Origin of the sequence: Nonomuraea antri (assembly GCF_013283785.1) — a bacterium.
Lineage (GTDB): Bacteria > Actinomycetota > Actinomycetes > Streptosporangiales > Streptosporangiaceae > Nonomuraea > Nonomuraea antri.
This window is the reverse complement of record NZ_JABCPZ010000201.1, coordinates 1-20942: the sequence shown is the minus strand read 5'-3', so window position 1 is coordinate 20942 and position 20942 is coordinate 1. Positions and strand designations below refer to the sequence as shown.

The following is a 20942-nucleotide window of genomic DNA, read 5'->3' as shown; positions in this document are numbered from 1 at the left end:
CCTCACCACCGCCCACCACCACCTCCAGCCCCTCCCGCAAAACGTCCCTGGGAGCGGTGGTGGCCTGTCCGGGGTGGCGGCGCATCGGCTGGCGCGGTCGCTGGCGGCGCTCACGTACGCGCGCAGGTTCGTCAACGAGGCGCTGACCCACTACCGTGAGGCCGCCCGGCTGGCTCCCACCCCTGGTGCGGCGGCCGCCGACCTGCGGCACGCGGCCGACTGCGCGCTGGCCATCGCCGGATCCGGGCAGGCGTACGAGCTGCAGCTGGCCGCGGCGGACCGGGCCGAGGCGGCGGGCGACCGCGAGGTGCGGGCGATCGCGCTGGCCCGCGCGGTCGTGGTCGCGCGCAGGCACGCGGGCTTCGGCTTCGAGTCCGTCCCGCCACCCGAGACCCTGCGCGCCCTCGCGGAAGAGGCCGCCACCACCGCCGGGCTCTCCGCGGGTCCCTCCCGTCCGCACGAACCCGGACCGCACGAACCCGGACCGCACGAGCCCGGCACGGACGTGTTCGCGCAGGCTGGGGGGCTGGTAGTGGCGGCGCATGTGGCGGCGGCCGAGGCGTGGCTGGCGGGGGAGGCGGCGACGTCCGATCCGGCACTCGCGCAGGCCGCGCTCGCGGCCGCCCGCCGCACCGGCGACCCGGTGCTGATCGGCGGCGCGCTCGACTGCGTGCTCTCCGCCGCCGCCCGCGCCGGCGACCCGCGCACGGCCTACCGCCTGTCCTGGGAGCGTCTCGACCTGCTGCCCGTCATGGATCACGACGACCCGCGCGCGGGCATCGAGATCGTCGACTCGCTGCACACCGCCGCCGCCTACGCGATCGCCGTCGGCGACCTGCCCGAGGCGCTGGCGCTGGCCTGGCGGGCCACCCGCGACGACTTCACCGGCAACCATCCGGCGCTGGCCAGGAGCAAGCTCATCCCGCCGCTGGCGCTGACCGGCGACTTCGACGCCGCCGTACGCCACGCCGAGGAGATGTGGGAGAGCCAGGCCAGGATGGACCGGCCGCCCGGCCGCTGGATGACCGCGGCCCTGTGCGCGGTCGCGCTGGTCCACGGGCTGCGTGGTAATGCGGAGCGGTTCGCGTCCTGGCGGGCGCGGGCGGCGGCGGTGGGTGACCTGGTGGGCTCGCCGCAACACCGCCCGCTCGGCGTGTTCGTGGACGCGCGGCTCGCCGTCCACGCGGGCCGTTTCGAGACGGCGGCCGAGCTGTGCGAGCAGGCGGCGGCGGGGTTCAGGCCGGGCTTCTTCGACAGGTACGCCACCGCAGCCTGCGCCGAGCTGGCGGTCGTGGCGGGGCTGCCCGACGCGGCCGGGCTGCTGACGGCGGCCGAGCCCGCCGGGCGGGAGAACGACTGGGCGGCGGCCTGCCTGGCCAGGGCGGCGGGCCGGTTGACCGGCGACGCGGCCGCGCTGGAGGCTTCGGTGGCGGGCTGGGAGCGGATCGGGGCCAGGTTCGAGCGTGCCTGCACGTTGTGGCTGCTGCCGGCGCGGCGCGACGAGGCCGTCGCCGAACTGGCCGCGCTGGGCGCCACGCACCCCGGCGACCACTGACACCCCAGGAACCGCGCACCCCAACTGACAGCCCAGGAACCGCACGTGTCGGGGTAGGGCCGGCCGGGCCTCTCCCCCGTGAGAGAGGCCCGGCGCGGGTCAGCGGGTGGGCGGGGTGAGCCAGGCCGTGGTGTCCGGCGGCAGGAGGCCGTCGTCCAGCGGGCCGCTGCTCAGGGCCACCGTCCCGGCGGGCAGCGGGACGGCCCGGGTGCTCAGGTTGGCGACGCACACCAGCCCGGAGTCCCGCGTGAAGGCGACCACCTCGGGCCCCAGCTCCAGCCAGGTCAGCGTGCCGTCGCCGAGCAGGTCCCGGCGCAGGCCGAGGCCGGTGCGGTAGAGGTTGAGCATGGAGTCGAGGTCCGTGCGCTGGGCCTCGGCGGTGAGCTTGCGCCAGCTCTCCGGCTGCGGCAGCCACGGGTCGTCGCCGCCGAACCCGAACGGCGGTTCCTCCCCCGACCACGGCAGCGGGATGCGGCAGCCGTCCCTGCCGGGGTTGGTGCCGCCCGAGCGGGCGTACATGGGGTCCTGGCGCAGGTCGTCGGGCAGGTCCTCGACCTCGGGCAGGCCCAGTTCCTCGCCCTGGTAGACGTACACCGAGCCGGGCAGCGCCATCGCGAGCAGCGCCGCCGCCCTGGACCTGCGGTAGCCGAGCTCGGGGTCGGACGGGCTGCCGTGCAGCCGTCCGCCGTGGGCGAAGGACGTGTCGGCGCGGCCGTACCTGGTGACGGGACGGGTGACGTCGTGGTTGGACAGGACCCACGTGGGCGGTGCGCCGACGGGGGTGTGCGTGGTCAGCGTCAGGTCGATGACGCGGCGCAGCTCGGCCGGGTCCCAGGGGCAGGCCAGGAAGTCGAAGTTGAACGCCGTGTGCAGCTCGTCCGGACGCAGGTAGCGGGCGAATCGCTCCTGGTCGGGCAGCCAGACCTCGCCGATCAGGATGCGCTCGTCGTACTCGTCGCTCACCTCGCGCCAGCGGCGGTAGACGTCGTGGACCTCGTCCAGGTCCTCGAAGCCGGTGTCCGACTTGAACAGCAGCGCGGCCGAGTCGATGCGCACGCCGTCGACGCCCCGGTCGAACCAGAAGCGCAGCACGTCCTCGAACTCCTGGTGGACCTCGGGGTTCTCCCAGTTGAAGTCGGGCTGCTCGGGGGCGAACAGGTGCAGGTACCACTGGCCGTCGGCGACCTGGGTCCAGGCGGAGCCGCCGAAGATCGACTGCCAGTCGTTCGGCTCGTCGCGGAACCAGAAGCGTTCCCTGGCCGCCGGGTCGCCGGCCAGGGCCTGCTTGAACCATTCGCTCTCGGTGGAGCTGTGGTTCGGCACCACGTCGATGATGACCTTGATGTCCAGCTCGTGGGCCTCGGCGATGAACTTCTCGGCCTCGGCCAGGGTGCCGAAGACGGGCTCGATGTCCCGGTAGTCGGCCACGTCGTAGCCGCCGTCCGCCATCGGGGACGGATACCACGGGTTGAGCCAGATCGCGTCGACGCCCAGGTCCTTCAGGTACGGCAGGCGAGAGCGCAGACCGGCCAGATCACCCACTCCGTCGCCGTTGCCGTCGGCGAAGCTACGCAGGTAGACCTGGTAGATCGCGGCCCCCCGCCACCACGTTTGCGACATGCGCTATCCCTTAATGCTTCCGGCGGTGAGACCCGCCATGATGTGCCGTTGAAAGATGAAGAAGACAATGACCATGGGGATGCTGGAGATCAGCAGGCCGCCCATGACCTGGTTCTGGGTCACCGCTCCCGCGGTCTGCGACAGGCCCACGCTGATCGTCATCTTGTCGGAGTCCGTCATGACCAGCAGCGGCCAGACGAAGTCCTTGAACGAGGTGACGATCGTGAAGATGGAGACCACGCCGAGGATGGGCCGGGAGATCGGCAGCACCACCGACCAGAGGATCTTGACCGGGCCCGCGCCGTCGATCTGCGCGGCCTCGATCAGCTCGCGCGGGATCGAGTCGAAGAAGCGCTTGAGCAGGAAGATGTTGAACCCGTTGGCCGCCGCGGGCAGCCACAGCGCCCACGGGCTGTTCAGCAGGCCGAGGTCGACCACCGTGACGTACAGCGGGATCAGCACGACCATCGCCGGGATCATCAGGGTGGCCAGCATCATGCCGAGGATGACGTTGCCGAACATGGGCCGCAGCTTCGACAGCGCGTACGCCGCCGAGACGTCCACGGCCATGCAGATGATCCAGCCGCCCAGCGAGTAGTAGACGGTGTTGCCGAGCAGGGTGCCGATGTCGAACAGGTCCCACGCCTCGAAGAACGCCTCGAACGTCGGGTCGGCGGGGAACAGCGTCGGCGGCATCTGCGCGAGTTCGTCCGGCGTCTTCATGGCGCCGGTGACCATCCAGTACAGCGGGAAGACGAAGGCCAGCGTGAACAGCACGATGACGCCGACCAGGACCAGCCAGTAGATGCGCCGTCCCCAGGTGCTGTTGAGCTGGTGCGGGGAGATGATCGTGCGGAACTGCACCTCGATGGGCTTGGGCGGCCGCTTCCTGCCCCGCCTGCCCCGGGCCTCGCCGGCCCTGGCTCCGACGGAGATCATGCCTTGTCCTCCCTGGTGAGCCTGAGCTGGAAGGCGGCGAAGACGAGCAGCACGATCATGAGCATCATGCCGAGCGCGCCCGCCGAGCCGTAGTCCTGGAACGTGAACGCGTGCTGGAACATCAGGTACGCGACCGTGACCGTGGCGTTCTCCGGGCCGCCGCCGGTGAGCTGGTACACCTCGATGAACACCTGCATGGTGGCCACCACCTGCAGCATCAGCATGAGCAGCAGGATGAGCCTGGTCTGCGGGATCGTGACGTGCCTGATCCGCTTGAAGACGCCGGCCCCGTCGAGCTCGGCGGCCTCGTACAGCTCGGGCGGGATGTTCTGCAGCGCGGCCAGGTAGATCAGGGTCGCGCTGCCCATGTTCATCCAGGTCGAGACGATGACCAGGGAGATCAGCGCGGTCGACGAGCTGTCGATCCAGGCCAGCGGCGGCAGGCCGAACACGTCGAGCAGCTGGTTGAACAGCCCGGGCCCGGGATCGTAGAACCACCTGAACAGCAGCACCGCGACGATCGGCGGGAGCATGACCGGCAGGTACACCACGAACCGCAGGTAGGCCCGGGCGTGGCGCAGCTCGTTGAGCACGAGCGCGACGACGAACGGCACGGCATAGCCGCACAGCAGCGCGAGGAGCGTGAACTCCACGGTGTTCAGCCAGGCCTCGCCGAAGGCCGGGTCCTGGATCGCGGTCTTGAAGTTGTCCAGGCCCACGAAGGTCGGCTCGCTGACCAGGTCGGTCTTCTGGAAGCTCAGGATGAACTCCCTGACCATGGGATACCAGGCGAACACCGTGAAGCAGAGCAGCGCCGCGCAGAGAAACCCGTAGGCCGTCAGGTTGCGCCTCAGGATTTGCATCAGGTCAGCCCTTGGCCGCCAGCATCGAGTTGGCCTTGGTCTCGGCGTCGGCGAGCAGCTGGTCGATGCTCGCGTCCTCGCGGCTCAGCACGCCGGACATGGCCACGTCGAGGATGGCGTACAGCTCCTGCGCGTGCAGCGGCTCGGCCTTCGGCGGGACGGTGGCCGCGGCCTGGACGTAGGTCTCGTAGTTCGCGACCGGCAGCGAGGCGTTGGTCTTGCGCGAGGCGTCGAGCGCCTTGCCGGTGGCCGAGTCGCCGAAGACCGCGTTGTCGGGCACGCCGACCGGGTTGCCGAGCGACTTGCCGCGGGCGAAGTTGAAGCGGCCGGCGTCGACGGTGTTGAAGCGGAAGTCGATCCACTGCAGCGCCGCCTTGGCCTCCTCGGGGGTGGCCTTGGGGTTGATCATGAAGGATTCGCCGCCGCTCAGCGACGCCTTGGCCTCGGGGAAGCCGGTGATGCCGTAGTCGTCGACGTTGCCCTTGAACTTGTTCACCACGTCGGTGACCACGTCGGGCGCGCCGAGCATCATGCCGACCTTGCCGCTGCCCATCGCGACCATCAGCGATTCCCAGCCGACCAGCAGCTTGCTGCCCATGCTGTTGTCGACCCAGCGCATGTCGTGCAGGTTCTGCAGCACGGCCTTGCCCTCGGGCGAGTTGAACGCGGCCTTGGTGCCGTCCTCGCTGAGGATGGTGCCGCCGCGGCCGTAGATGGACTGGGTGAAGTGCCAGCCGCCGGTGTTGCCGCCGGAGTATTCGCCGTAGCCGACGTGGCCGGGGCCGAGCCCGGCGATCTTCTTGGCCGCCTCGCGGACCTCGGCCCAGGTGGTGGGCGGGGTGTTCGGGTCGAGCCCGGCCTTGGTGAACAGGGCGCGGTTGTAGACCAGGCCGACGCTGTAGTGCACGTTCGGCACGCCGTAGACCTTGCCGTCCTTGGTGACCAGCGCCTTGTGGTCGGCGCGCAGGTCACCCCAGTTCTTGATCTCGCCGGTGTACGGGGTGATGTCGAGCGCCTGGCCCTTGCCGATGACGTCGTTGTAGTTGGTGACGGGCACCACGAACGCCGTCTCCATCTGGCCGCCGGCCAGCTTGGGCCCGAACGTCTTGGGGTCGAAGCACGGCTGCTGGTCCGTGCTCTTGACCGTCACGCCGGGGTGCGCCTTCATGAAGGCGGCGACGTCGTCGTCCCAGGCCTGCCGCTCCTTGGGGGCGGACTTGGCCGGCTGGCAGGCCACCGTGATGGTCACGGCCTTGGCGCCGCCGGCCGCCGTCGGCTGGGCAGGCTCTGCGGAACCGCACGCGGCCGTCGCGGACAGGCCGAGCGCTGCTACGAGCAAGAGTCCTGTGGATCTCTGCATGGTCTGACCCTTCTGATGCGAGGTGCCCACACCATAGGATCGCCAACGAATCTCCGCAATATTTCGACGGACGATTGCAAGATAACGACTATGTTACGCGAGCCCTGGCCGTGGAGGCGCGGACCACCAGCTCGGGCTCGAACAGCAGCTCATCGGCCGGGACGACCGCCTTGTCGATCTGCGCCACCAGCAGGTCGACCGCGGCCCGGCCCATCGCGTCGATGGGCTGACGCACCGTCGTCAGGGGCGGCTCGGTGCAGTTCATCAGCGCGGAGTCGTCGAAGCCGATGACCGAGATGTCGGCCGGCACGGACATACCGGCCCGCCGCGCGGCCCTGATCGCGCCGAGCGCGAGCAGGTCGCTGGCGCAGATCACCCCGGTCACCCCCTGCTTGACCAGCCTGGCGGCGGCGGCGTGCCCGCCTTCGAGCGAGAACATGGTGTGCTCGACCAGCGCCGGATCGCCGCCCTGCGCCTGGAACGTCTCCAGCTTGCGGCGCGAGGGCATGTGGTCCTTCGGGCCGAGCACCATGCCGATCCGCTCGTGGCCGAGCGCGCGCAGATGGGCCACCGCCATCTCGGCCGCCACCACGTCGTCGCAGGACACCTGGGGGAAGTCCAGCTGCTCGACGGCCGCGTTCACCAGCACCGTGGGCAGTTTGCGCTCGTGCAGCAGCTCGTAGTGGGAGTGCGCGGCGTCGGCCTGCGCGTACAGCCCGCCGGCGAAGACCACCCCGCTGACCTGCTGTTGCAGCAGCAGGTCCACGTAGTCGGCCTCGGAGACGCCGCCGACCGTCCTGGTGCACAGCACGGAGGTGAACCCCTGCTGGGCCAGCGCACCGCCGACCACCTCGGCGAACGCCGGGAAGATCGGGTTCTGCAGCTCGGGCAGCACCAGGCCGACCAGCCGGGCGCGGTCGCCCCTGAGCTGGGTCGGGCGTTCGTAGCCGAGGACGTCGAGCGCGGTCAGCACCGCCTCCCGGGTCGCGTCGGAGACGCCCGGCTTGCCGTTGAGCACCCGGCTCACGGTCGCCTCGCTCACCCCGACCTTCTTGGCCACCTGCGCAAGTCGTCGTGTCATGCCGCAAACTATACGACGAGCAGCGCAAATGCTTGCAACCGCTTACGTGGATCGAACGTCGGGCGTTGCACGGCCATCCCGCGGACATCCTGCCGCTTTCACCGCGTTGACCAGGCATGCGGGCGGACTCTTGCCATCATCGGTCAGTCGATTGTTTGCGCAATCTCATCGAAATATTGCGGCCATCTGCTGGACATCTTATGGTTCGGCCAACGTCTTCCCCGAAGGGCCATCCCCCATGAGAGCTCTGTTAGCCGCCCTCGCCCTCGTACTCGGATTACTCGCCGCACCCGCGTGGGCCGCGGCCGAGACCAACCTCGCGGCCGGCAAGCCCGCCACCGCCGCGAGCCACACCGACGTCTACCGCCCGGCCAACGTCACCGACGGCGACCAGGCCACCTACTGGGAATCGGCCAACCACGCCCTGCCCCAGTGGATCCAGGTCGACCTCGGCACGGCCGCCGAGCTCAGCAGGCTCGTGCTCAAGCTGCCCGCCGGCTGGCCCACGCGCAGCCAGACGCTGACCGTCCAGGCCGGCGCCGACCCCGGCGCGCTCACCACCGTCCTCGGCCCGTCCGCCCACACCTTCGACCCCGCCGTCACCCTCACCCTGCCCGCCACCACCGCCCGCTACGTCCGCGTGCTGGTCAGCGCCAACACCGGCTGGCCCGCCGGACAGCTGTCCGAACTGGAGGTCTGGGGCGAAGCCGGCGGCACCGACCCGCCCACCGGCGCCAACCTCGCGCTCGGCAAGCAGCTGACCGCCTCCTCCCACACCCACACCTACGTGGCCGCCCACGCCAACGACGACGACGTGCGCACCTACTGGGAAGGCGCCGCCTACCCCAACACCCTCACCGTCGGCCTCGGCGCGAACGCCGACCTGACGGCCATCACGCTCAAGCTCAACCCCGACCCCGTCTGGGCCCGCCGCACCCAGACCATCCAGGTACTCGGCCGCGCCCAGAACGCCACCGCCTACACCACCCTCGTCGCGCCGGCCGGATACACCTTCGACCCGGCCACCGGCAACAGCGTGACGATCCCGGTCACCGCCACCGCCGCCGACGTCCAGCTCAGGATCACCGGCAACACCGGCGCGCCCGGCGGACAGATCGCCGAGTTCCAGGTCTTCGGCGAGCCCGCGGCCAACCCGGACCTCACGGTCGGCGGCCTGACCTCCGCGCCCGCGTCCCCGGTCGAGACCGACGCGGTCACGCTGTCGGCCACGGTGAAGAACACCGGCACCGCGGCGTCGTCCGCGACCTCGGTGACCTTCTACCGGGGTGACACGAAGGTCGGCACGGCGGCCGTCGGCGCGCTCGCCGCGGGCGCGTCCGCCACCGTGTCGGCGGACGCCGGCCCGCAGGAGGCGGGCACCCACCGGCTCACCGCCAAGGTGGACGAGGAGAACGAGGTCACCGAGCAGAACGAGGCGAACAACACCACCACGGGCACGCTGACCGTCCGGCCGGTCGACACGGCCGACCTGGTCGCCGCCCCGGTCGCCTGGACGCCGGGCAACCCGGCTGCGGGCAACCCGGTGACGTTCACGGTCGCGATCAAGAACCAGGGCACGATCGCGTCCTCGGCCACCGCCCACGGCATCACGCTGACCGTCGCCGACGAATCGGGCACGGTCGTCAAGACGCTGACCGGCTCGGTGAGCGGCGCGATCGCCGCCGGGGCCACCACCGCCCCGGTGAACCTGGGCGTCTGGACGGCCGCCAACGGCAGGTTCACCGTCAAGACCGTCCTCGCCGCCGACACCGCCGAACTGCCGGTGAAGCGGGCCAACAACACCAGCAGCCTGCCGCTGTTCGTGGGCCGGGGCGCGAACCTGCCGTACGACACCTACGAGGCCGAGGACGCCGCGATCGGCGGCGGCGCCACCCGCATGGGGCCGAACAGGAAGGTCGGCGACCTGGCCGGCGAGGCGTCCGGACGCCGCGCCGTGACGCTGGGCGCGACCGGCTCGTACGTCGAGTTCACCACCAGAGCCAGTACGAACACGCTGGTCACCCGCTTCTCCATGCCCGACGCCCCGGGCGGCGGCGGGATCGACTCCACGCTGAACGTCTACGTCGACGGCGTCTTCCTCAAGGCCGTGAACCTGACCTCGCGCTACGCCTGGCTCTACGGCAACGAGGCGAGCCCGAACAACTCGCCGGGATCCGGCGCGCCCCGGCACATCTACGACGAGGCGAACCTGATGCTGGGCACCACGGTCCCGGCCGGGCACAAGATCAGGCTGCAGAAGGACGCGGCCAACACCTCCACGTACACGATCGACTTCGTCGACTTCGAGCAGGTCTCGCCGATTCCCAACCCCGACCCGGCGAAGTACGCCGTACCGGCCGGATTCACCCACCAGGACGTGCAGAACGCGCTCGACAAGGCCCGCATGGACGCCAACCTGACCGGCGTCTACCTGCCCGCCGGGGACTACCGGACCGGCGGCAAGTTCCAGGTGTACGGCAAGGCGGTCAAGATCGTCGGGGCCGGCCCCTGGTACACCAGGTTCCACTCCCCCGCCGGGCAGGAGAACACCGACGTCGGCTTCCGCGCCGACGCGACCGCCAACGGCTCGACGTTCGCGAACTTCGCCTACTTCGGCAACTACACCTCGCGCATCGACGGCCCGGGCAAGGTGTTCGACTTCACGAACGTGACGGACATGGTCCTGGACAACCTCTGGGCCGAACACCAGATCTGCCTGTTCTGGGGTTCCAACGTGGACAACTTGACGCTCAAGAACTCGCGCATCCGCAACGTGTTCGCCGACGGACTGAACCTGACCAACGGCAGCACCGGCAACCACGTCACCAACGTCGAGACCCGCTCCACCGGCGACGACAGCTTCGCCCTGTTCTCCGCCACCGACATCAACTCCGGCCAGCAGCACGGCAACGTCTTCGAGAACCTGACCTCGCTGCTCACCTGGCGGGCGGCCGGCGTGGCCGTCTACGGCGGCTACGACAACACGTTCAGGAACATCTACGTGGCCGACACGCTGGTCTACTCGGGCGTGACGATCAGCTCGCTGGACTTCGGGATCCCGATGCACGGCTTCGGCGCCAGCCCGCCCACCACCTTCGACAACATCTCGCTGGTCAGGGCCGGCGGCCACTTCTGGGGCCAGCAGACGTTCCCGGCGATGTGGCTGTTCTCCGCCTCCAAGCCGTTCCAGGGCATCCGCGTCAGCAACCTGGACATCGTCGACCCGACCTACCACGGGATCATGTTCCAAACGAAGTACACCGGCGGCCAGCCGGAGAACACCGTCAAGGACACGGTCTTCACCGACGTCTCGATCAGCGGCGCGCGTAAGAGCGGCGACGAGTACGACGCCAAGTCCGGCTTCGGCATCTGGGCCAACGAACTGCCCGAACCCGGCCAGGGCCCGGCCGTCGGCGCGGCGACGTTCAACAACCTGCGCTTCAGCGACAACGCTCAGAACATCAAGAACACGACCTCGACCTTCACCATCACCGTCAACCCCTAGAGCTCGGCGCGGGTCGGCAGGCCCTGCCACTCGCTCACGCTGGTCACCGCGGCCGCGCTCAGCAGCGCGCCGCGGTGCAGGCGTTCCATCGGTCTGGCGCCACGCACAGGCTAGGCGACCAGGTTTACGCTTTCCCCGAAGACGGTCAGGGTGACCGTCGCGTGCTCGTCCAATGCCTTGGCATAGCCGCGAAGTGTGTCCACCTTCAGGTCCGTCACCATGGCCGTCTCGATGGCGGAGACACGAGCCTGAGTCACACCCATGCGCTCGGCGATCTCCCGCTGCGTCAGCCCGAGCCGCTTGCGGATCTCTCCCAGCCGCAGCCCCGCGCGCAGCAGTGCCGCCTCGGCGTGGATGGCCTCCATCTCTCCGGGAGCATCGAAGATCTCGCTCAGGTCGTTGCGCTCACTCATGGCCATTCTCCAGGTTCCGCCACAGCTCGTACTGCCGTAGCGCCTCGTCGATCAGTGCGTCATAGAACTTGCCGCTGTTGACGCCCCGCTTGTCACCGCGAGCGAGCAGCACCACGACCGTACCCGCGTGATAGACGAAGGCGATGCGAATGGTGCCGTGCGTGCGCAACTCCAGCAAGCTGATGCTTCTGGCGGCCTCACCGTTCAACGTCGCCACGAGCTCGCGCGGGTGCCGACCAGGTCCGTCGCGCAGCAGTTCGAGTCTGGCGGCGGCAGGCGACGCTGTCTCTAGAGCTCGGCGCGGGTCGGCAGGCCCTGCCACTCGCTCACGCTGGTCACCGCGGCCGCGCTCAACAGCGCGCCGCGGTGCAGGCGTTCCTGGGGGGTCAGGCCGTCGAGGGCGGCGCTGAGGTATCCGGCTACGAACGCCTCGTTCGCCCCTGCCGTGTCCACGACGGGCACCTGCGGGATCTGGATGTCGTAGCGCATCCGGTCGGCGCGCACGCTGGCGCCCTTCATGCCGCGCAGGACGACGACCTCGCGTTCCGGGCTGAGCGCGGGCTTGACCAGGTCCAGTTCGTCCTGGGCGAGGAAGAGCAGGTGCGAGGCGGCGGCCAGTTCGCCGAGCACCTCTTCGGCGGCGCGTACCGAGGGCCACAGCTCGGGGACGTACTCGACGGAGAAGGAGATCACCACGTCGGCGGACCTGGCGGCGCTGACGGCGGCGCGCACGGCGTCGAGCGGGTCGCGGCCGAGCGCGGCGGTGCGGCCGGTGATGTGCAGGGTCTTGGCGGCGGCGATCCTGTCGATGGGCACGTTGCCCGGCGAGAGTTGCGATCCGGCAGATCCGGCGCGGTAGTGGGTGGTCCTGGGGTCGCGGCCGACGCGGCTCTCGCGCAGCAGCAGGCCCGTTCTGGCGCCGTCGGTCACGCGGACGTCCGAAACGTCCACGCCCTCGCCGCGCAGCACGGACAGTACGCGCGCGCCCAGTTCGTCGCCGCCCACCTTGCCCAGGTAGGCACACTGGTGCCCGAGCCTGGCCAGGGCGACGGCCAGCGTGAACTCCGGCCCGCAGACGTCGAGCCTGGCCTCGCTCTCGTGCCGGACGCGGCCGCTGGACACCACGCCCAGAGCTTCACCCAGCGTATAGACGTCGGTCATATGCGTGACTGTAGTTGCTGGTGTGCCCCATGACTGATTTTCTGACATCTCCCCTGGTAAGCACCGTGATCAAATATTTTCTAGAAATATAGCCAACCTTTTCCCGATTTCATGCCTCAAAGTAGTACGGGGGTTGGCATCCCGGCCGGCTCCCGAAGCGATACGGGGAGAGGAATCAGCACCCTCATGAAGAAGATCGCTGTAGGTATCCTTTCCGCCCTCGTGGGCGGAGCAATGCTGGTGTCCGGCGGCGCCGCTTCGGCGACCAAGCTCGACACCGAGGTCAAGATCCGGAGCATCGCGCCGAATCCCGTCGTGGTGAAGGACGGCGAGGAGACCGCCTACTTCGACGTCGGCGCCAGTTCCGACGTGGAGAAGGTCGTGCTCAGCGTCCAGCCGGACGTCCAGACCTTCAAGGCCGCCGAGAGCAAGGACGTCGACCACCTGCGCGGATGGCGCTTCTCGGTCGACTTCAACGAGAACGACTACGTCGGCAGGTGGAAGGCCACCGCCGTCGCGTACGGCAAGGACAACAAGGAGCTCAAGCGCGACGAGGCGTTCTTCGCCGTCGAGGTCGTGAAGGGCAAGGCCGAGACGCGCATCTCGCGCTTCGACGCCGGTCCCTCCAAGGTCCGCAAGGGCAAGTCGATCTACTTCTCCGGCCGGCTGCTCGTCGACGACGAGGGCTGGGAGGGCGTCCGCGGCGAGAAGGTGAACGTCTACTACCGCGCCAACGGCTCCAGCGGCTGGAAGTGGGTCGCCTCCGGCAAGACGCGTTGGGGCGGCAAGTTCTACGCCAAGACGCGCGCCTGGAAGAGCGGCACGTTCAAGGCCGTCTACGAGGGTAACGACGAGCTCAGTGGCGCCGAGAGCCACCGCGACTACGTCCGCGTCTACCGTTCCTGGCACCACCGGTAATCACCGCAGGTGAAGCACCGGTAGAGCCCGGCCTCATCCGAGGCCGGGCTTTACCTTTTCCCGGGTTTATCGATCACTCGATCGCCGCAGGGACAGTCCCATGCCTTACCCCCTGATCGCCCTCGCCCTGAGCCTGCCCGCGCTGACGCCCCCGGTCCAGGCGGCCCCGGCCCAGGCGGCTCCGGTCCAAGCGGCTCCGGTCCAAGCGGCCCCGGTCCAGGCAGCCCTGGCCCAGGCGGCCCCCGCCGAGCCGGTCGTCAGGTACCGTGAGCCCGGCTCGGCCGCGAGCGAGCGGGCGCGGCGGCTGCTCGAGCGCAGCGGCGTCCTGGGCGTCACCACCGCGCCGCCGGTCGAGGTGGTCGCCAGAGACTGCGCCGAGCCGAAGGCGTCCTGGAACCCCGCCGAGCGCCGCGTCACGATCTGCTACTCACTGGTCGACCGCGTACGCCGCGACCTGATCGGGATCTCCGAGACCGAGGAGGCCGACGCGCGCACCGCGTCCGCCCGGGTCGACGGCGCGCTGGCCGTGATCTTCCATCACCAGCTCGGGCACGCGCTGGCCGACACGAACCGGCTGACCGGCGGCGAGGACCTGGCGGACCGGTTCGCCGCGCTGACGCTCGCCGCCGCCGCGCCGCAGCACGTGCTGCCCGCCGTCGAGGCCCGCCACCTGCTCGCCCAGCAGCATCCCGGCGTCCGGCGGCCCCACGGCAAGCCACGCGGGCATCTGGCCGGGCCCGCCGAGTCGGCCCTGTTCGCCTGCCTGCTGTACGGGTCCGACCCGGTAAAGCACGCCAGAATCGCCCAGGGCGGCTTCGTGCCCAGGGAACGCGCGCCGTCCTGCCCGGCCGAGTATCAGCGGGCCAAGGCCGCACTTGGCGCCATGACCGTGAAAGTCGCCGCGTAGGGGGTAGCGTCCCGGTATGGCAGACGACCTGCTCAGGGGCTTCGACCCGTTCGACATCTTCGACACCGAGGCGGCCAGGCTGGACCGCTTCTTCACGGGTCTCGACGAGGCCGGGTGGCAGCGGCCCAGCCGGTGCGAGGGCTGGTCGGTCCGCGACGTGCTCGGCCACCTGGCCGGCGAGGAGCTTTACAACCACGCCTGCCTCGACGGCACGGTGCACGAACTGCTCGACCGGCTCGCCGCCGAGGGCGTGACCGGATTCAACGAGTTCAACGAGTGGTGCGTGCGTCAGCGGCGCCGCCAGCCCGTCGCGGACGTCCTGGAGGAGTGGCGCACCAAGAACGGCGAGACCAGGCGCCGCATGCGCGAACTCGGCCGCGACGCCATGCTGGAGACGATGGCCGGCCCCTATCCGGTGGGCGACCAGACCTTCCATTACGACTCCGAGTACGCCACGCACGCCGACGACGTCGGCGCGCCGGTGTCGGTGGCCGAGGGCGACGACCGGGTGTTGTGGCGGGTCGGCGTCGGGCGGTTCGTCCTGGCCGAGCAGGAGACCAAGGCGCAGGTGGAGCAGACCGGCGACGACGTCTGGGTGGCGCTCGACGGCGCCAGCGCGACGCTGTCGTACCCGGACTTCGTCGAGGCCACGGTCGGACGGCTGCCGGACGACCACGGGCTCGACCCGCGCATCGCCTCAGCGCTGAGATGCCTGGCCTGAGGATGCCCGGCCTGAGATGCCTGGCCTGAGACGCAGGAGTTTGACGCGCCTGGCCTGAGGCGCGCGCGATCGACGCCGCGCCGGAAGGAGACCGAACGATCATGTGGCTACGCAACCGCGAGGGCACGGAACCGGTGACCGCGCGCAGCCCGCTGGGCACCCGGCGGATCATCTCCTTGATCGCGCTGGTGATCGCCGTGATCGCCGCGGTCTTCTGCCTGGTCCAGGCGATGAACACCGGCGAGGAGGTCTGGCGCTGGGAGGCGGCCATCGCCGCGCTCGTGGCGATCATCGCCGCGCTCAACCTGCTCGTGCTCAGGCACCGCCGCACGGCCGCCCAGCACCGCCGCCGCTGAGTACGGTGGCTCAGGCGGTGAGCACCGCCAGCACCAGCAGGACGATCGCCAGCACCACCCCGGCGACGACGGTCCAGCGATGATCGGAGATCCACCAGCGTATTCGCTCACCGGCCGGCTGCGGATGGACGTCCGCACGCTCGTCGAACGGCCGGGGGGACGACTCCCCTCCGGCCTCGATCCTGTTGATCGCCGCGACGCGCCTGGCCAGTTCGGGGTCCTCGAGTTCGAGGGCCCGCTCGATTGCAGCGAGGATGCGGCGTTCCCTCCCGGAGAGACTCATCTAGATCACCATTGCTCCCACGCCGGTGAAAGCCTTTTACCCATCGGTAGCCCACGCATGCCCGTCTCTTAGGCGATCTCGTGCGCTCGCCGTCTCAGTGCGGGAACGTCCGGGGCGGGCGCGGGGTGATCTCGTCGCGGAAGTCCTCGATGACGGAGTGGATCTGCCGCATCAGGACCGTGCCGGCCAGCCGGTGCAGGTAGAGCGAGCGCTTGGCCAGGGCGTCGAGGTCCACCGCGAAGCAGACGGCCATCAGCGGGTTGACGAACAGCTCGCTGCCGCGGGTGCGGTCGGTGAAGCGCACGTCCCCGAACTCGCCGCGCACCGCGGCCGCGATCGAGCCGTTCACGATGCTCGGGTGGTCGGGGGTCTCGGCGTGGGCGTGCGCGACGGCGTCGAGGTAGAGCGCGCCTTCCCGGCTCAGCCTGGACACCGAGAACGCGCCCAGGTACGCGCCCTCGCGTTCCAGCGCGGCCAGGTTCTCCAGCACCTGGGCGTGGTTGACGCCGTGGTAGGAGTCGACGCCGAAGCCCAGCGAGGCCACGATCTTGTTCGGTACGTCGAGCGCGTGCGCGGCGGCCAGGCTCGCCATGTCCTCGGCCGGGGTGCCCAGGCCGGATTCGTCGCCGCGCAGCAGGATGTCGGTGCCGCCGTCCACGAGGAGGATCGTGTCGAGGTCGAGCCGTTCGGCGAGCAGGCGGTAGGCGGCGGTCAGCGGTTCGACGCCGACCTTCGGGAACGCGTGGACGGTCGAGGGCAGGCGCTGCAGCGCCAGCCAGCGGGCCAGCGTGCGCTCGGGGAAGTACCAGTCGCGCGCCGGCGTGTCAGGGCCGATCTCGGCGACGTTCTCGGCCAGCCAGACGTCGAGGCCCAGGCCGTCGAGGTGGCTGAACGACAGGTTCGCCAGGTGCACCTGTTGCCGGCCTGCCACAGCGCCAGGGCCAGGGGTAAGCCGGCGTAGACGTCGAAGCCTGCGCCCGCGCCGGCCACCAGGATCCTGGCGGAGCCCTCTAACCGGGCGGACAGGGGCGACGAGATCATGCCTCACATCTTGCCGTAGCGCTGCTTGAAACGCTCGACGCGACCGGCGCTGTCGATGATGCGGCCGCGACCGGTGTAGAAGGGGTGGCTGGCCGAGGAGACGTCGACGTCGATGACGGGGTAGGTCCTGCCGTCCGTCCACTCGACGGTCGCGCCGCTCGTGCGCGTCGAGCGGGTGAGGAACGCGAAGCCCGCGCTCGGGTCGCGGAAGACGACGGGACGGTAGGCGGGGTGCAGGTTCTTCTTCATGGCCCCTGCAACCAACCGACAACGGTTTTCATTCCCTGGCCGTTCTGGCCTCAGGATCCCAGCCGAGCGCGGCCCGGCCGCCGTCCACCGGGACGGTCGCGCCGGAGATGAAGCTCGATTCCTCGGACAGCAGGTAGGCGACGGCGGCGGCCACCTCGGCGGCGGTGGCGGCCCGGCCCAGCGGGTGGAGGGCGGCCATCTCGGCGTCCAGGCCGGGGCGCGCGGTGCGTAGTTTCTCATAACGCTCCGTGATGACCGAGCCGGGCGCGACCGCGTTGACCCTGATGCCGTGCCTGCCGTACTCGACGGCCAAGGCCCTGGTCAGGCCCTCGACGGCGGCCTTGGCGGTGGCGTACGGCAGGCTGCCTGGCACGGCCCTGGCGGCCTGGTGCGAGGTCAGGTTGACGATCGCGCCGGGCGTGCCGGCCGCCAGGAAGGCCCGTACGGCGGTCGCGCAGCCCACCACGGCCAGGTCCAGGTTGGCCGCGATCAGCGCTCTGACCTCGGAGATCGGCGAGTCGTGCACGGAGGCGTCGCGGAAGACGGCCGCGTTGTTGACCCAGCCGGCCAGCGTCCCGTACTCCTGGGCCAGGTCGGCCGCCCAGGCCGCGACCTCCTCGTCGGCCGCGTCGCCGATGACCGGGATGACCGGGACGCCGCCCGCGTCCGCGGCCCAGTCCAGGGCGCCGGGATCGCGTTCGACGGCCACCACGGCGGCCTTCTCGCCGGCCAGCCGCTCCACGATCGCCCTGCCGATGCCGCGTCCGCCGCCGGTGATCACATAGGAAAGGCTCATGCTTCCGAGGCTAAGTGACCATTGTCACGGCATTTCCGGCGGATGACCGGAGAGAATCATCCTGTGGTCTCCACGTCTGCGCTGAAATCCCCGGTTCGGATGGTCGGCGCGCTGGCGATCACGCAGACGATCGGGTACGGCGTTCTTTACTACGCATTTTCAGTATTCATCACGCCGATGTCCCGCGACCTGCACGCCGGGGTCGCGCAGATCACCGGCGCGATCACGCTGAGCCTGCTCGTCGCCGCGTCCGTGGCGCCGCTCGTCGGGCACTGGCTCGACCGGCACGGCGGGCGCCGGCTGATGACCGCGGGCTCGGTGCTCGGCGCCGCCGCCGTGCTCGCGTGGTCACAGGTGACCGACGTCCTGCAGTTGTACGCGGTGTGCGCGCTGCTCGGCGTAGGCTCGGCGATGGTCCTGTACGAGGCCGCGTTCGCGGTGATCGTGGCCTGGTTCGAGTCGATGCGCCGGGCCAGGGCGCTGCTCGCGGTGACCGTGGTGGCCGGGTTCGCCTCCAGCATCTTCCTGCCGCTGACCGGGTTCCTGGTGGACAGGTACGGCTGGCGTACCGCGCTGGTCGTCCTGGCCTGCGCATACGCGCTGGTCACCGTGCCGCTGCACGCGCTGACCGTACGCGACCGGCCGGTGCCCGCGCCCCCGGCGGGCGGGCGGCGGCGGATCGTCGGCGACGCGTTGCGCGCGTGGCCGTTCTGGCTGCTGACCACGGCGTTCCTGGCCCAGACCGCGGCGGTGGCGGTCATGGGGGTGCTGCTGGTCACGTACCTGATCACGCTCGGCCACTCCCCCGTCTTCGCCGCGACGGCGGCCGGGCTGCTCGGCGTGTTGTCGGTGACCGGCAGGCTGGTGACCACCGGGCTGCAGGCGCGTATGCGCATCTCGTTGATCACCGCGACGGTGTTCGTCCTGCAGGGGACCGCGGCGTTGCTGCTGCCGCTCATCGGACGGGACGCGGCGGGCGCGATCGCCGCCGTCGTGCTGTTCGGCCTGGGGTTCGGGGTGTCCACGATCGCGCGTCCCGCCCTGGTCGCCGACCGGTACGGCACCGCCGCCTTCGCCACGCTGACCGGCGCGATGACGCTGCCGATCAAGGTGGGGCACGCGCTGGCCCCGCTGCTGGCCGCCGCGCTCGCCCAGGCGGCCGGGTACCCGGCCGTCATGTCCGCGGTGGCCGGCTGCTGCCTGGTCGGGGCACTGTCGCTGCTGGCCTACGATCGCCGTGGGCGAACTGACGGAACGGCTCCGCCTCGACACGTAAGGTAGCCGTATGGATACCCCCACCGAGGTTCTGCACCGCGTGTTCGGCTACGACTCGTTCCGTGCGGGTCAGCAGGAGATCATCGAACACGTCGTGGCCGGCGGCGACGCGCTCGTGCTCATGCCCACGGGCGGCGGGAAATCGTTGTGCTATCAGATCCCGGCGCTGGTGCGTCCCGGCGTCGGGGTGGTCGTCTCGCCGCTGATCGCGCTCATGCAGGACCAGGTCGACGCATTGCGCGCGCTCGGCGTCCGCGCGGGGTTCCTCAACTCGACGCAGGGGCTCGACGAGCAGCAGACCGTGGCCGCCACCCTGCTGGCCGGCGAGCTCGACCTGCTCTACCTGGCGCCCGAGCGGCTGCGCGTGGAGTCCACGATGCGGCTGCTGGAGAAGGCCAAGATCTCGGTGTTCGCGATCGACGAGGCACACTGCGTGGCGCAGTGGGGGCACGACTTCCGTCCGGACTATCTGGCCCTCTCGCAGCTGCACGAGCGGTTCCCGCAGATCCCGCGCATCGCGCTGACCGCTACGGCCACGCCCGCCACGCACGCGGAGATCTCCACCAGGCTGGGGCTCGACCAGGCCCGCCACTTCGTGGCCGGCTTCGACCGGCCCAACATCCACTACCGCATCACCGCCAAGAGCGAGCCCAAGCGGCAACTGCTCGACTTCCTGCGCACCGAGCACGACGGCGACGCGGGCATCGTCTACTGCCTGTCGCGGGCCTCGGTGGAGAAGATCGCGGAGTTCCTGGTGGAACACGGGATCGCGGCGGTGCCGTACCACGCGGGGCTCGACGCGGCCACGCGCGCCGCGCACCAGGCGCGCTTCCTGCGCGAGGACGGGCTGATCGTGGTGGCCACGATCGCCTTCGGCATGGGCATCGACAAGCCCGACGTCCGTTTCGTCGCCCACCTCGACCTGCCCAAGTCGCTGGAGGGCTACTACCAGGAGACCGGCCGCGCCGGGCGCGACGGCCTGCCCGCCACCGCGTGGATGGCCTACGGCCTGCAGGACGTGGTGCAGCACCGCAGGCTCAGCCTGGAGGGCGACGAGGCGCACCGCCGCCGCCAGGCGCACCACCTCGACGCCATGCTCGCGCTGTGCGAGACGGTGGGCTGCCGCCGGGTGATGCTGCTCGACTACTTCGGCCAGAAGGACGCCGAGCCCTGCGGCAACTGCGACACCTGCCAGACCCCGCCCGCCTCCTGGGACGGCACCGTCCCGGCGCAGAAGGTGCTGTCCACGGTGTTGCGGCTGGCCAGGGAGCGGCGGCAGAAGTTCGGCGTCGGTCAGGTGGTCGACATCCTGCTCGGCAAGACGACGGCCAAGGTGCTGCAACACGGGCACGAGACGCTGACCGTGTTCGGGGTGGGCGCCGAGCTGGGCAACGCGGAGTGGCACGGGGTGGTGCGGCAACTGCTCTCGCAGGGGCTGCTGGCGGTGGAGTCCGACTACGGGGCGCTGGTGCTCACCGACGACAGCGCGGCGGTGCTGCGCGGGCAGCGCGAGGTGCTGCTGCGCCGCGACCTCGCCCCGGCCCGTTCCCGGTCGGGGTCCGGCTCGGGCGCGTCCAAGGGCAAGACCGCGGTGGAACTGCCCGCCGCGGCTGCGCCGGTCTTCGAGCGGCTGCGCGCGTGGCGGGCGGGGGTGGCCAAGGAGCAGGGGGTGCCCGCGTACGTCATCTTCCACGACGCCACGTTGCGGGAGATCGCCACGCTGGGGCCTGCTTCGCTGGGGGAGCTGGCTCGGGTGAACGGGGTGGGCGAGAACAAACTGGCCAAGTACGGCCCGGGCGTCCTGGAAACTCTGGCCGCCGAGACCTCCGCGTCTTAGCCCGACCCGATCGGCGCTTGAGGGGCGCGATGGCGGGGTTGGGTGAGTGGGCTGGGTTGGGT

General features: G+C 70.4%; 20 protein-coding genes. 8 read left to right on the top strand and 12 right to left on the bottom strand.

What is annotated here, in order from left to right:
- Positions 1 to 1555, top strand: a 1555-nt coding sequence (locus HII36_RS42240) for a hypothetical protein (RefSeq protein WP_217370642.1), incomplete at its 5' end; no start/stop codon positions are given.
- Positions 1556 to 1654: 99 nt separating this feature from the next.
- Here the strand turns inward: HII36_RS42240 and HII36_RS42235 are convergent.
- The 5 genes from HII36_RS42235 to HII36_RS42215 form a co-directional block, all read right to left on the bottom strand.
- Positions 1655 to 3175: a glycoside hydrolase family 13 protein gene (locus HII36_RS42235; protein WP_173528970.1), complete on the bottom strand. Its 1521-nt coding sequence runs from the start codon at positions 3173 to 3175 to the stop codon at positions 1655 to 1657.
- Between the two features lie 3 nt (positions 3176 to 3178).
- Complete coding sequence (locus HII36_RS42230) at positions 3179 to 4114, bottom strand: carbohydrate ABC transporter permease (RefSeq protein ID WP_173528969.1); 936 nt, start codon at positions 4112 to 4114, stop codon at positions 3179 to 3181.
- Positions 4111 to 4977, bottom strand: coding sequence for a carbohydrate ABC transporter permease (locus HII36_RS42225; protein WP_173528968.1), 867 nt, complete (start codon positions 4975 to 4977; stop codon positions 4111 to 4113). The genes HII36_RS42230 and HII36_RS42225 overlap by 4 nt, the downstream gene beginning before the upstream one ends.
- A 4-nt stretch (positions 4978 to 4981) precedes the next feature.
- Entirely contained in the window at positions 4982 to 6316 is a 1335-nt protein-coding gene (locus HII36_RS42220) for an ABC transporter substrate-binding protein (protein WP_236004462.1), read from the bottom strand.
- A gap of 109 nt (positions 6317 to 6425) precedes the next feature.
- Positions 6426 to 7418, bottom strand: coding sequence for a LacI family DNA-binding transcriptional regulator (locus HII36_RS42215; protein ID WP_173528966.1), 993 nt, complete (start codon positions 7416 to 7418; stop codon positions 6426 to 6428).
- Between the two features lie 238 nt (positions 7419 to 7656).
- On the opposite strand from HII36_RS42215, the gene HII36_RS42210 reads away from it, so the two are divergent.
- Positions 7657 to 10923, top strand: a complete 3267-nt coding sequence (locus HII36_RS42210; protein ID WP_173528965.1) for a CARDB domain-containing protein — start codon at positions 7657 to 7659, stop codon at positions 10921 to 10923.
- A 110-nt stretch (positions 10924 to 11033) separates the two neighbouring features.
- Here the strand turns inward: HII36_RS42210 and HII36_RS42200 are convergent, their stop codons facing one another.
- The 3 genes from HII36_RS42200 to HII36_RS42190 are packed head-to-tail and all read right to left on the bottom strand — an operon-like array spanning position 11034 to position 12497.
- A complete protein-coding gene (locus HII36_RS42200) occupies positions 11034 to 11336 on the bottom strand; it encodes a helix-turn-helix domain-containing protein (protein ID WP_173528964.1) in 303 nt (100 codons plus the stop codon).
- Positions 11329 to 11658, bottom strand: coding sequence for a type II toxin-antitoxin system RelE/ParE family toxin (locus tag HII36_RS42195; protein ID WP_173528963.1), 330 nt, complete (start codon positions 11656 to 11658; stop codon positions 11329 to 11331). Before HII36_RS42195 ends, HII36_RS42200 begins: the two co-directional genes overlap by 8 nt.
- A complete protein-coding gene (locus tag HII36_RS42190) occupies positions 11625 to 12497 on the bottom strand; it encodes a sugar kinase (protein ID WP_173528962.1) in 873 nt (290 codons plus the stop codon). Before HII36_RS42190 ends, HII36_RS42195 begins: the two co-directional genes overlap by 34 nt.
- 222 nt (positions 12498 to 12719) lie before the next feature.
- On the opposite strand from HII36_RS42190, the gene HII36_RS42185 reads away from it, so the two are divergent.
- The 4 genes from HII36_RS42185 to HII36_RS42170 all read left to right on the top strand — a co-directional run bounded on the left by HII36_RS42185 (position 12720) and on the right by HII36_RS42170 (position 15399).
- Entirely contained in the window at positions 12720 to 13415 is a 696-nt protein-coding gene (locus HII36_RS42185) for a hypothetical protein (RefSeq protein WP_173528961.1), read from the top strand.
- Between the two features lie 100 nt (positions 13416 to 13515).
- A complete protein-coding gene (locus HII36_RS42180) occupies positions 13516 to 14322 on the top strand; it encodes a DUF4344 domain-containing metallopeptidase (protein ID WP_173528960.1) in 807 nt (268 codons plus the stop codon).
- Between the two features lie 16 nt (positions 14323 to 14338).
- Positions 14339 to 15043 carry a maleylpyruvate isomerase family mycothiol-dependent enzyme gene (locus tag HII36_RS42175; RefSeq protein ID WP_173528959.1) on the top strand — a complete coding sequence of 235 codons (705 nt, stop codon included), beginning with the start codon at positions 14339 to 14341 and terminating at the stop codon, positions 15041 to 15043.
- 101 nt (positions 15044 to 15144) lie between these two features.
- Complete coding sequence (locus HII36_RS42170; protein WP_173528958.1) at positions 15145 to 15399, top strand: DUF6343 family protein; 255 nt, start codon at positions 15145 to 15147, stop codon at positions 15397 to 15399.
- 10 nt (positions 15400 to 15409) lie between these two features.
- Here the strand turns inward: HII36_RS42170 and HII36_RS42165 are convergent, their stop codons facing one another.
- From HII36_RS42165 to HII36_RS42150, 4 genes are all read right to left on the bottom strand, one after another.
- Positions 15410 to 15682, bottom strand: a complete 273-nt coding sequence (locus HII36_RS42165) for a DUF3040 domain-containing protein (RefSeq protein WP_173528957.1) — start codon at positions 15680 to 15682, stop codon at positions 15410 to 15412.
- 94 nt (positions 15683 to 15776) lie between these two features.
- Entirely contained in the window at positions 15777 to 16613 is an 837-nt protein-coding gene (locus HII36_RS42160) for a DUF1152 domain-containing protein (RefSeq protein ID WP_217370640.1), read from the bottom strand.
- A 113-nt stretch (positions 16614 to 16726) separates the two neighbouring features.
- Complete coding sequence (locus tag HII36_RS42155) at positions 16727 to 16972, bottom strand: type B 50S ribosomal protein L31 (protein WP_173528956.1); 246 nt, start codon at positions 16970 to 16972, stop codon at positions 16727 to 16729.
- 28 nt (positions 16973 to 17000) lie between these two features.
- Complete coding sequence (locus HII36_RS42150; RefSeq protein WP_173528955.1) at positions 17001 to 17768, bottom strand: SDR family NAD(P)-dependent oxidoreductase; 768 nt, start codon at positions 17766 to 17768, stop codon at positions 17001 to 17003.
- Positions 17769 to 17831: 63 nt separating this feature from the next.
- On the opposite strand from HII36_RS42150, the gene HII36_RS42145 reads away from it, so the two are divergent.
- Both HII36_RS42145 and recQ read left to right on the top strand, forming a co-directional pair.
- A complete protein-coding gene (locus HII36_RS42145) occupies positions 17832 to 19049 on the top strand; it encodes an MFS transporter (protein ID WP_328808138.1) in 1218 nt (405 codons plus the stop codon).
- A 4-nt stretch (positions 19050 to 19053) separates the two neighbouring features.
- Positions 19054 to 20880 carry a DNA helicase RecQ gene (recQ, locus tag HII36_RS42140; protein ID WP_173528954.1) on the top strand — a complete coding sequence of 609 codons (1827 nt, stop codon included), beginning with the start codon at positions 19054 to 19056 and terminating at the stop codon, positions 20878 to 20880.
- The last annotated feature ends 62 nt before the right edge of the window (positions 20881 to 20942 follow it).

Coding starts and splice junctions, on each gene's coding strand:
- HII36_RS42235 (WP_173528970.1), bottom strand. CDS start 3,175: ATGTCGCAAACGTGGTGGCGGGGGGCCGCGATCTACCAGGTCTACCTG.
- HII36_RS42230 (WP_173528969.1), bottom strand. CDS start 4,114: ATGATCTCCGTCGGAGCCAGGGCCGGCGAGGCCCGGGGCAGGCGGGGC.
- HII36_RS42225 (WP_173528968.1), bottom strand. CDS start 4,977: ATGCAAATCCTGAGGCGCAACCTGACGGCCTACGGGTTTCTCTGCGCG.
- HII36_RS42215 (WP_173528966.1), bottom strand. CDS start 7,418: ATGACACGACGACTTGCGCAGGTGGCCAAGAAGGTCGGGGTGAGCGAG.
- HII36_RS42210 (WP_173528965.1), top strand. CDS start 7,657: ATGAGAGCTCTGTTAGCCGCCCTCGCCCTCGTACTCGGATTACTCGCC.
- HII36_RS42200 (WP_173528964.1), bottom strand. CDS start 11,336: ATGAGTGAGCGCAACGACCTGAGCGAGATCTTCGATGCTCCCGGAGAG.
- HII36_RS42190 (WP_173528962.1), bottom strand. CDS start 12,497: ATGACCGACGTCTATACGCTGGGTGAAGCTCTGGGCGTGGTGTCCAGC.
- HII36_RS42180 (WP_173528960.1), top strand. CDS start 13,516: ATGCCTTACCCCCTGATCGCCCTCGCCCTGAGCCTGCCCGCGCTGACG.
- HII36_RS42175 (WP_173528959.1), top strand. CDS start 14,339: ATGGCAGACGACCTGCTCAGGGGCTTCGACCCGTTCGACATCTTCGAC.
- HII36_RS42170 (WP_173528958.1), top strand. CDS start 15,145: ATGTGGCTACGCAACCGCGAGGGCACGGAACCGGTGACCGCGCGCAGC.
- HII36_RS42165 (WP_173528957.1), bottom strand. CDS start 15,682: ATGAGTCTCTCCGGGAGGGAACGCCGCATCCTCGCTGCAATCGAGCGG.
- HII36_RS42155 (WP_173528956.1), bottom strand. CDS start 16,972: ATGAAGAAGAACCTGCACCCCGCCTACCGTCCCGTCGTCTTCCGCGAC.
- HII36_RS42150 (WP_173528955.1), bottom strand. CDS start 17,768: ATGAGCCTTTCCTATGTGATCACCGGCGGCGGACGCGGCATCGGCAGG.
- recQ (WP_173528954.1), top strand. CDS start 19,054: ATGGATACCCCCACCGAGGTTCTGCACCGCGTGTTCGGCTACGACTCG.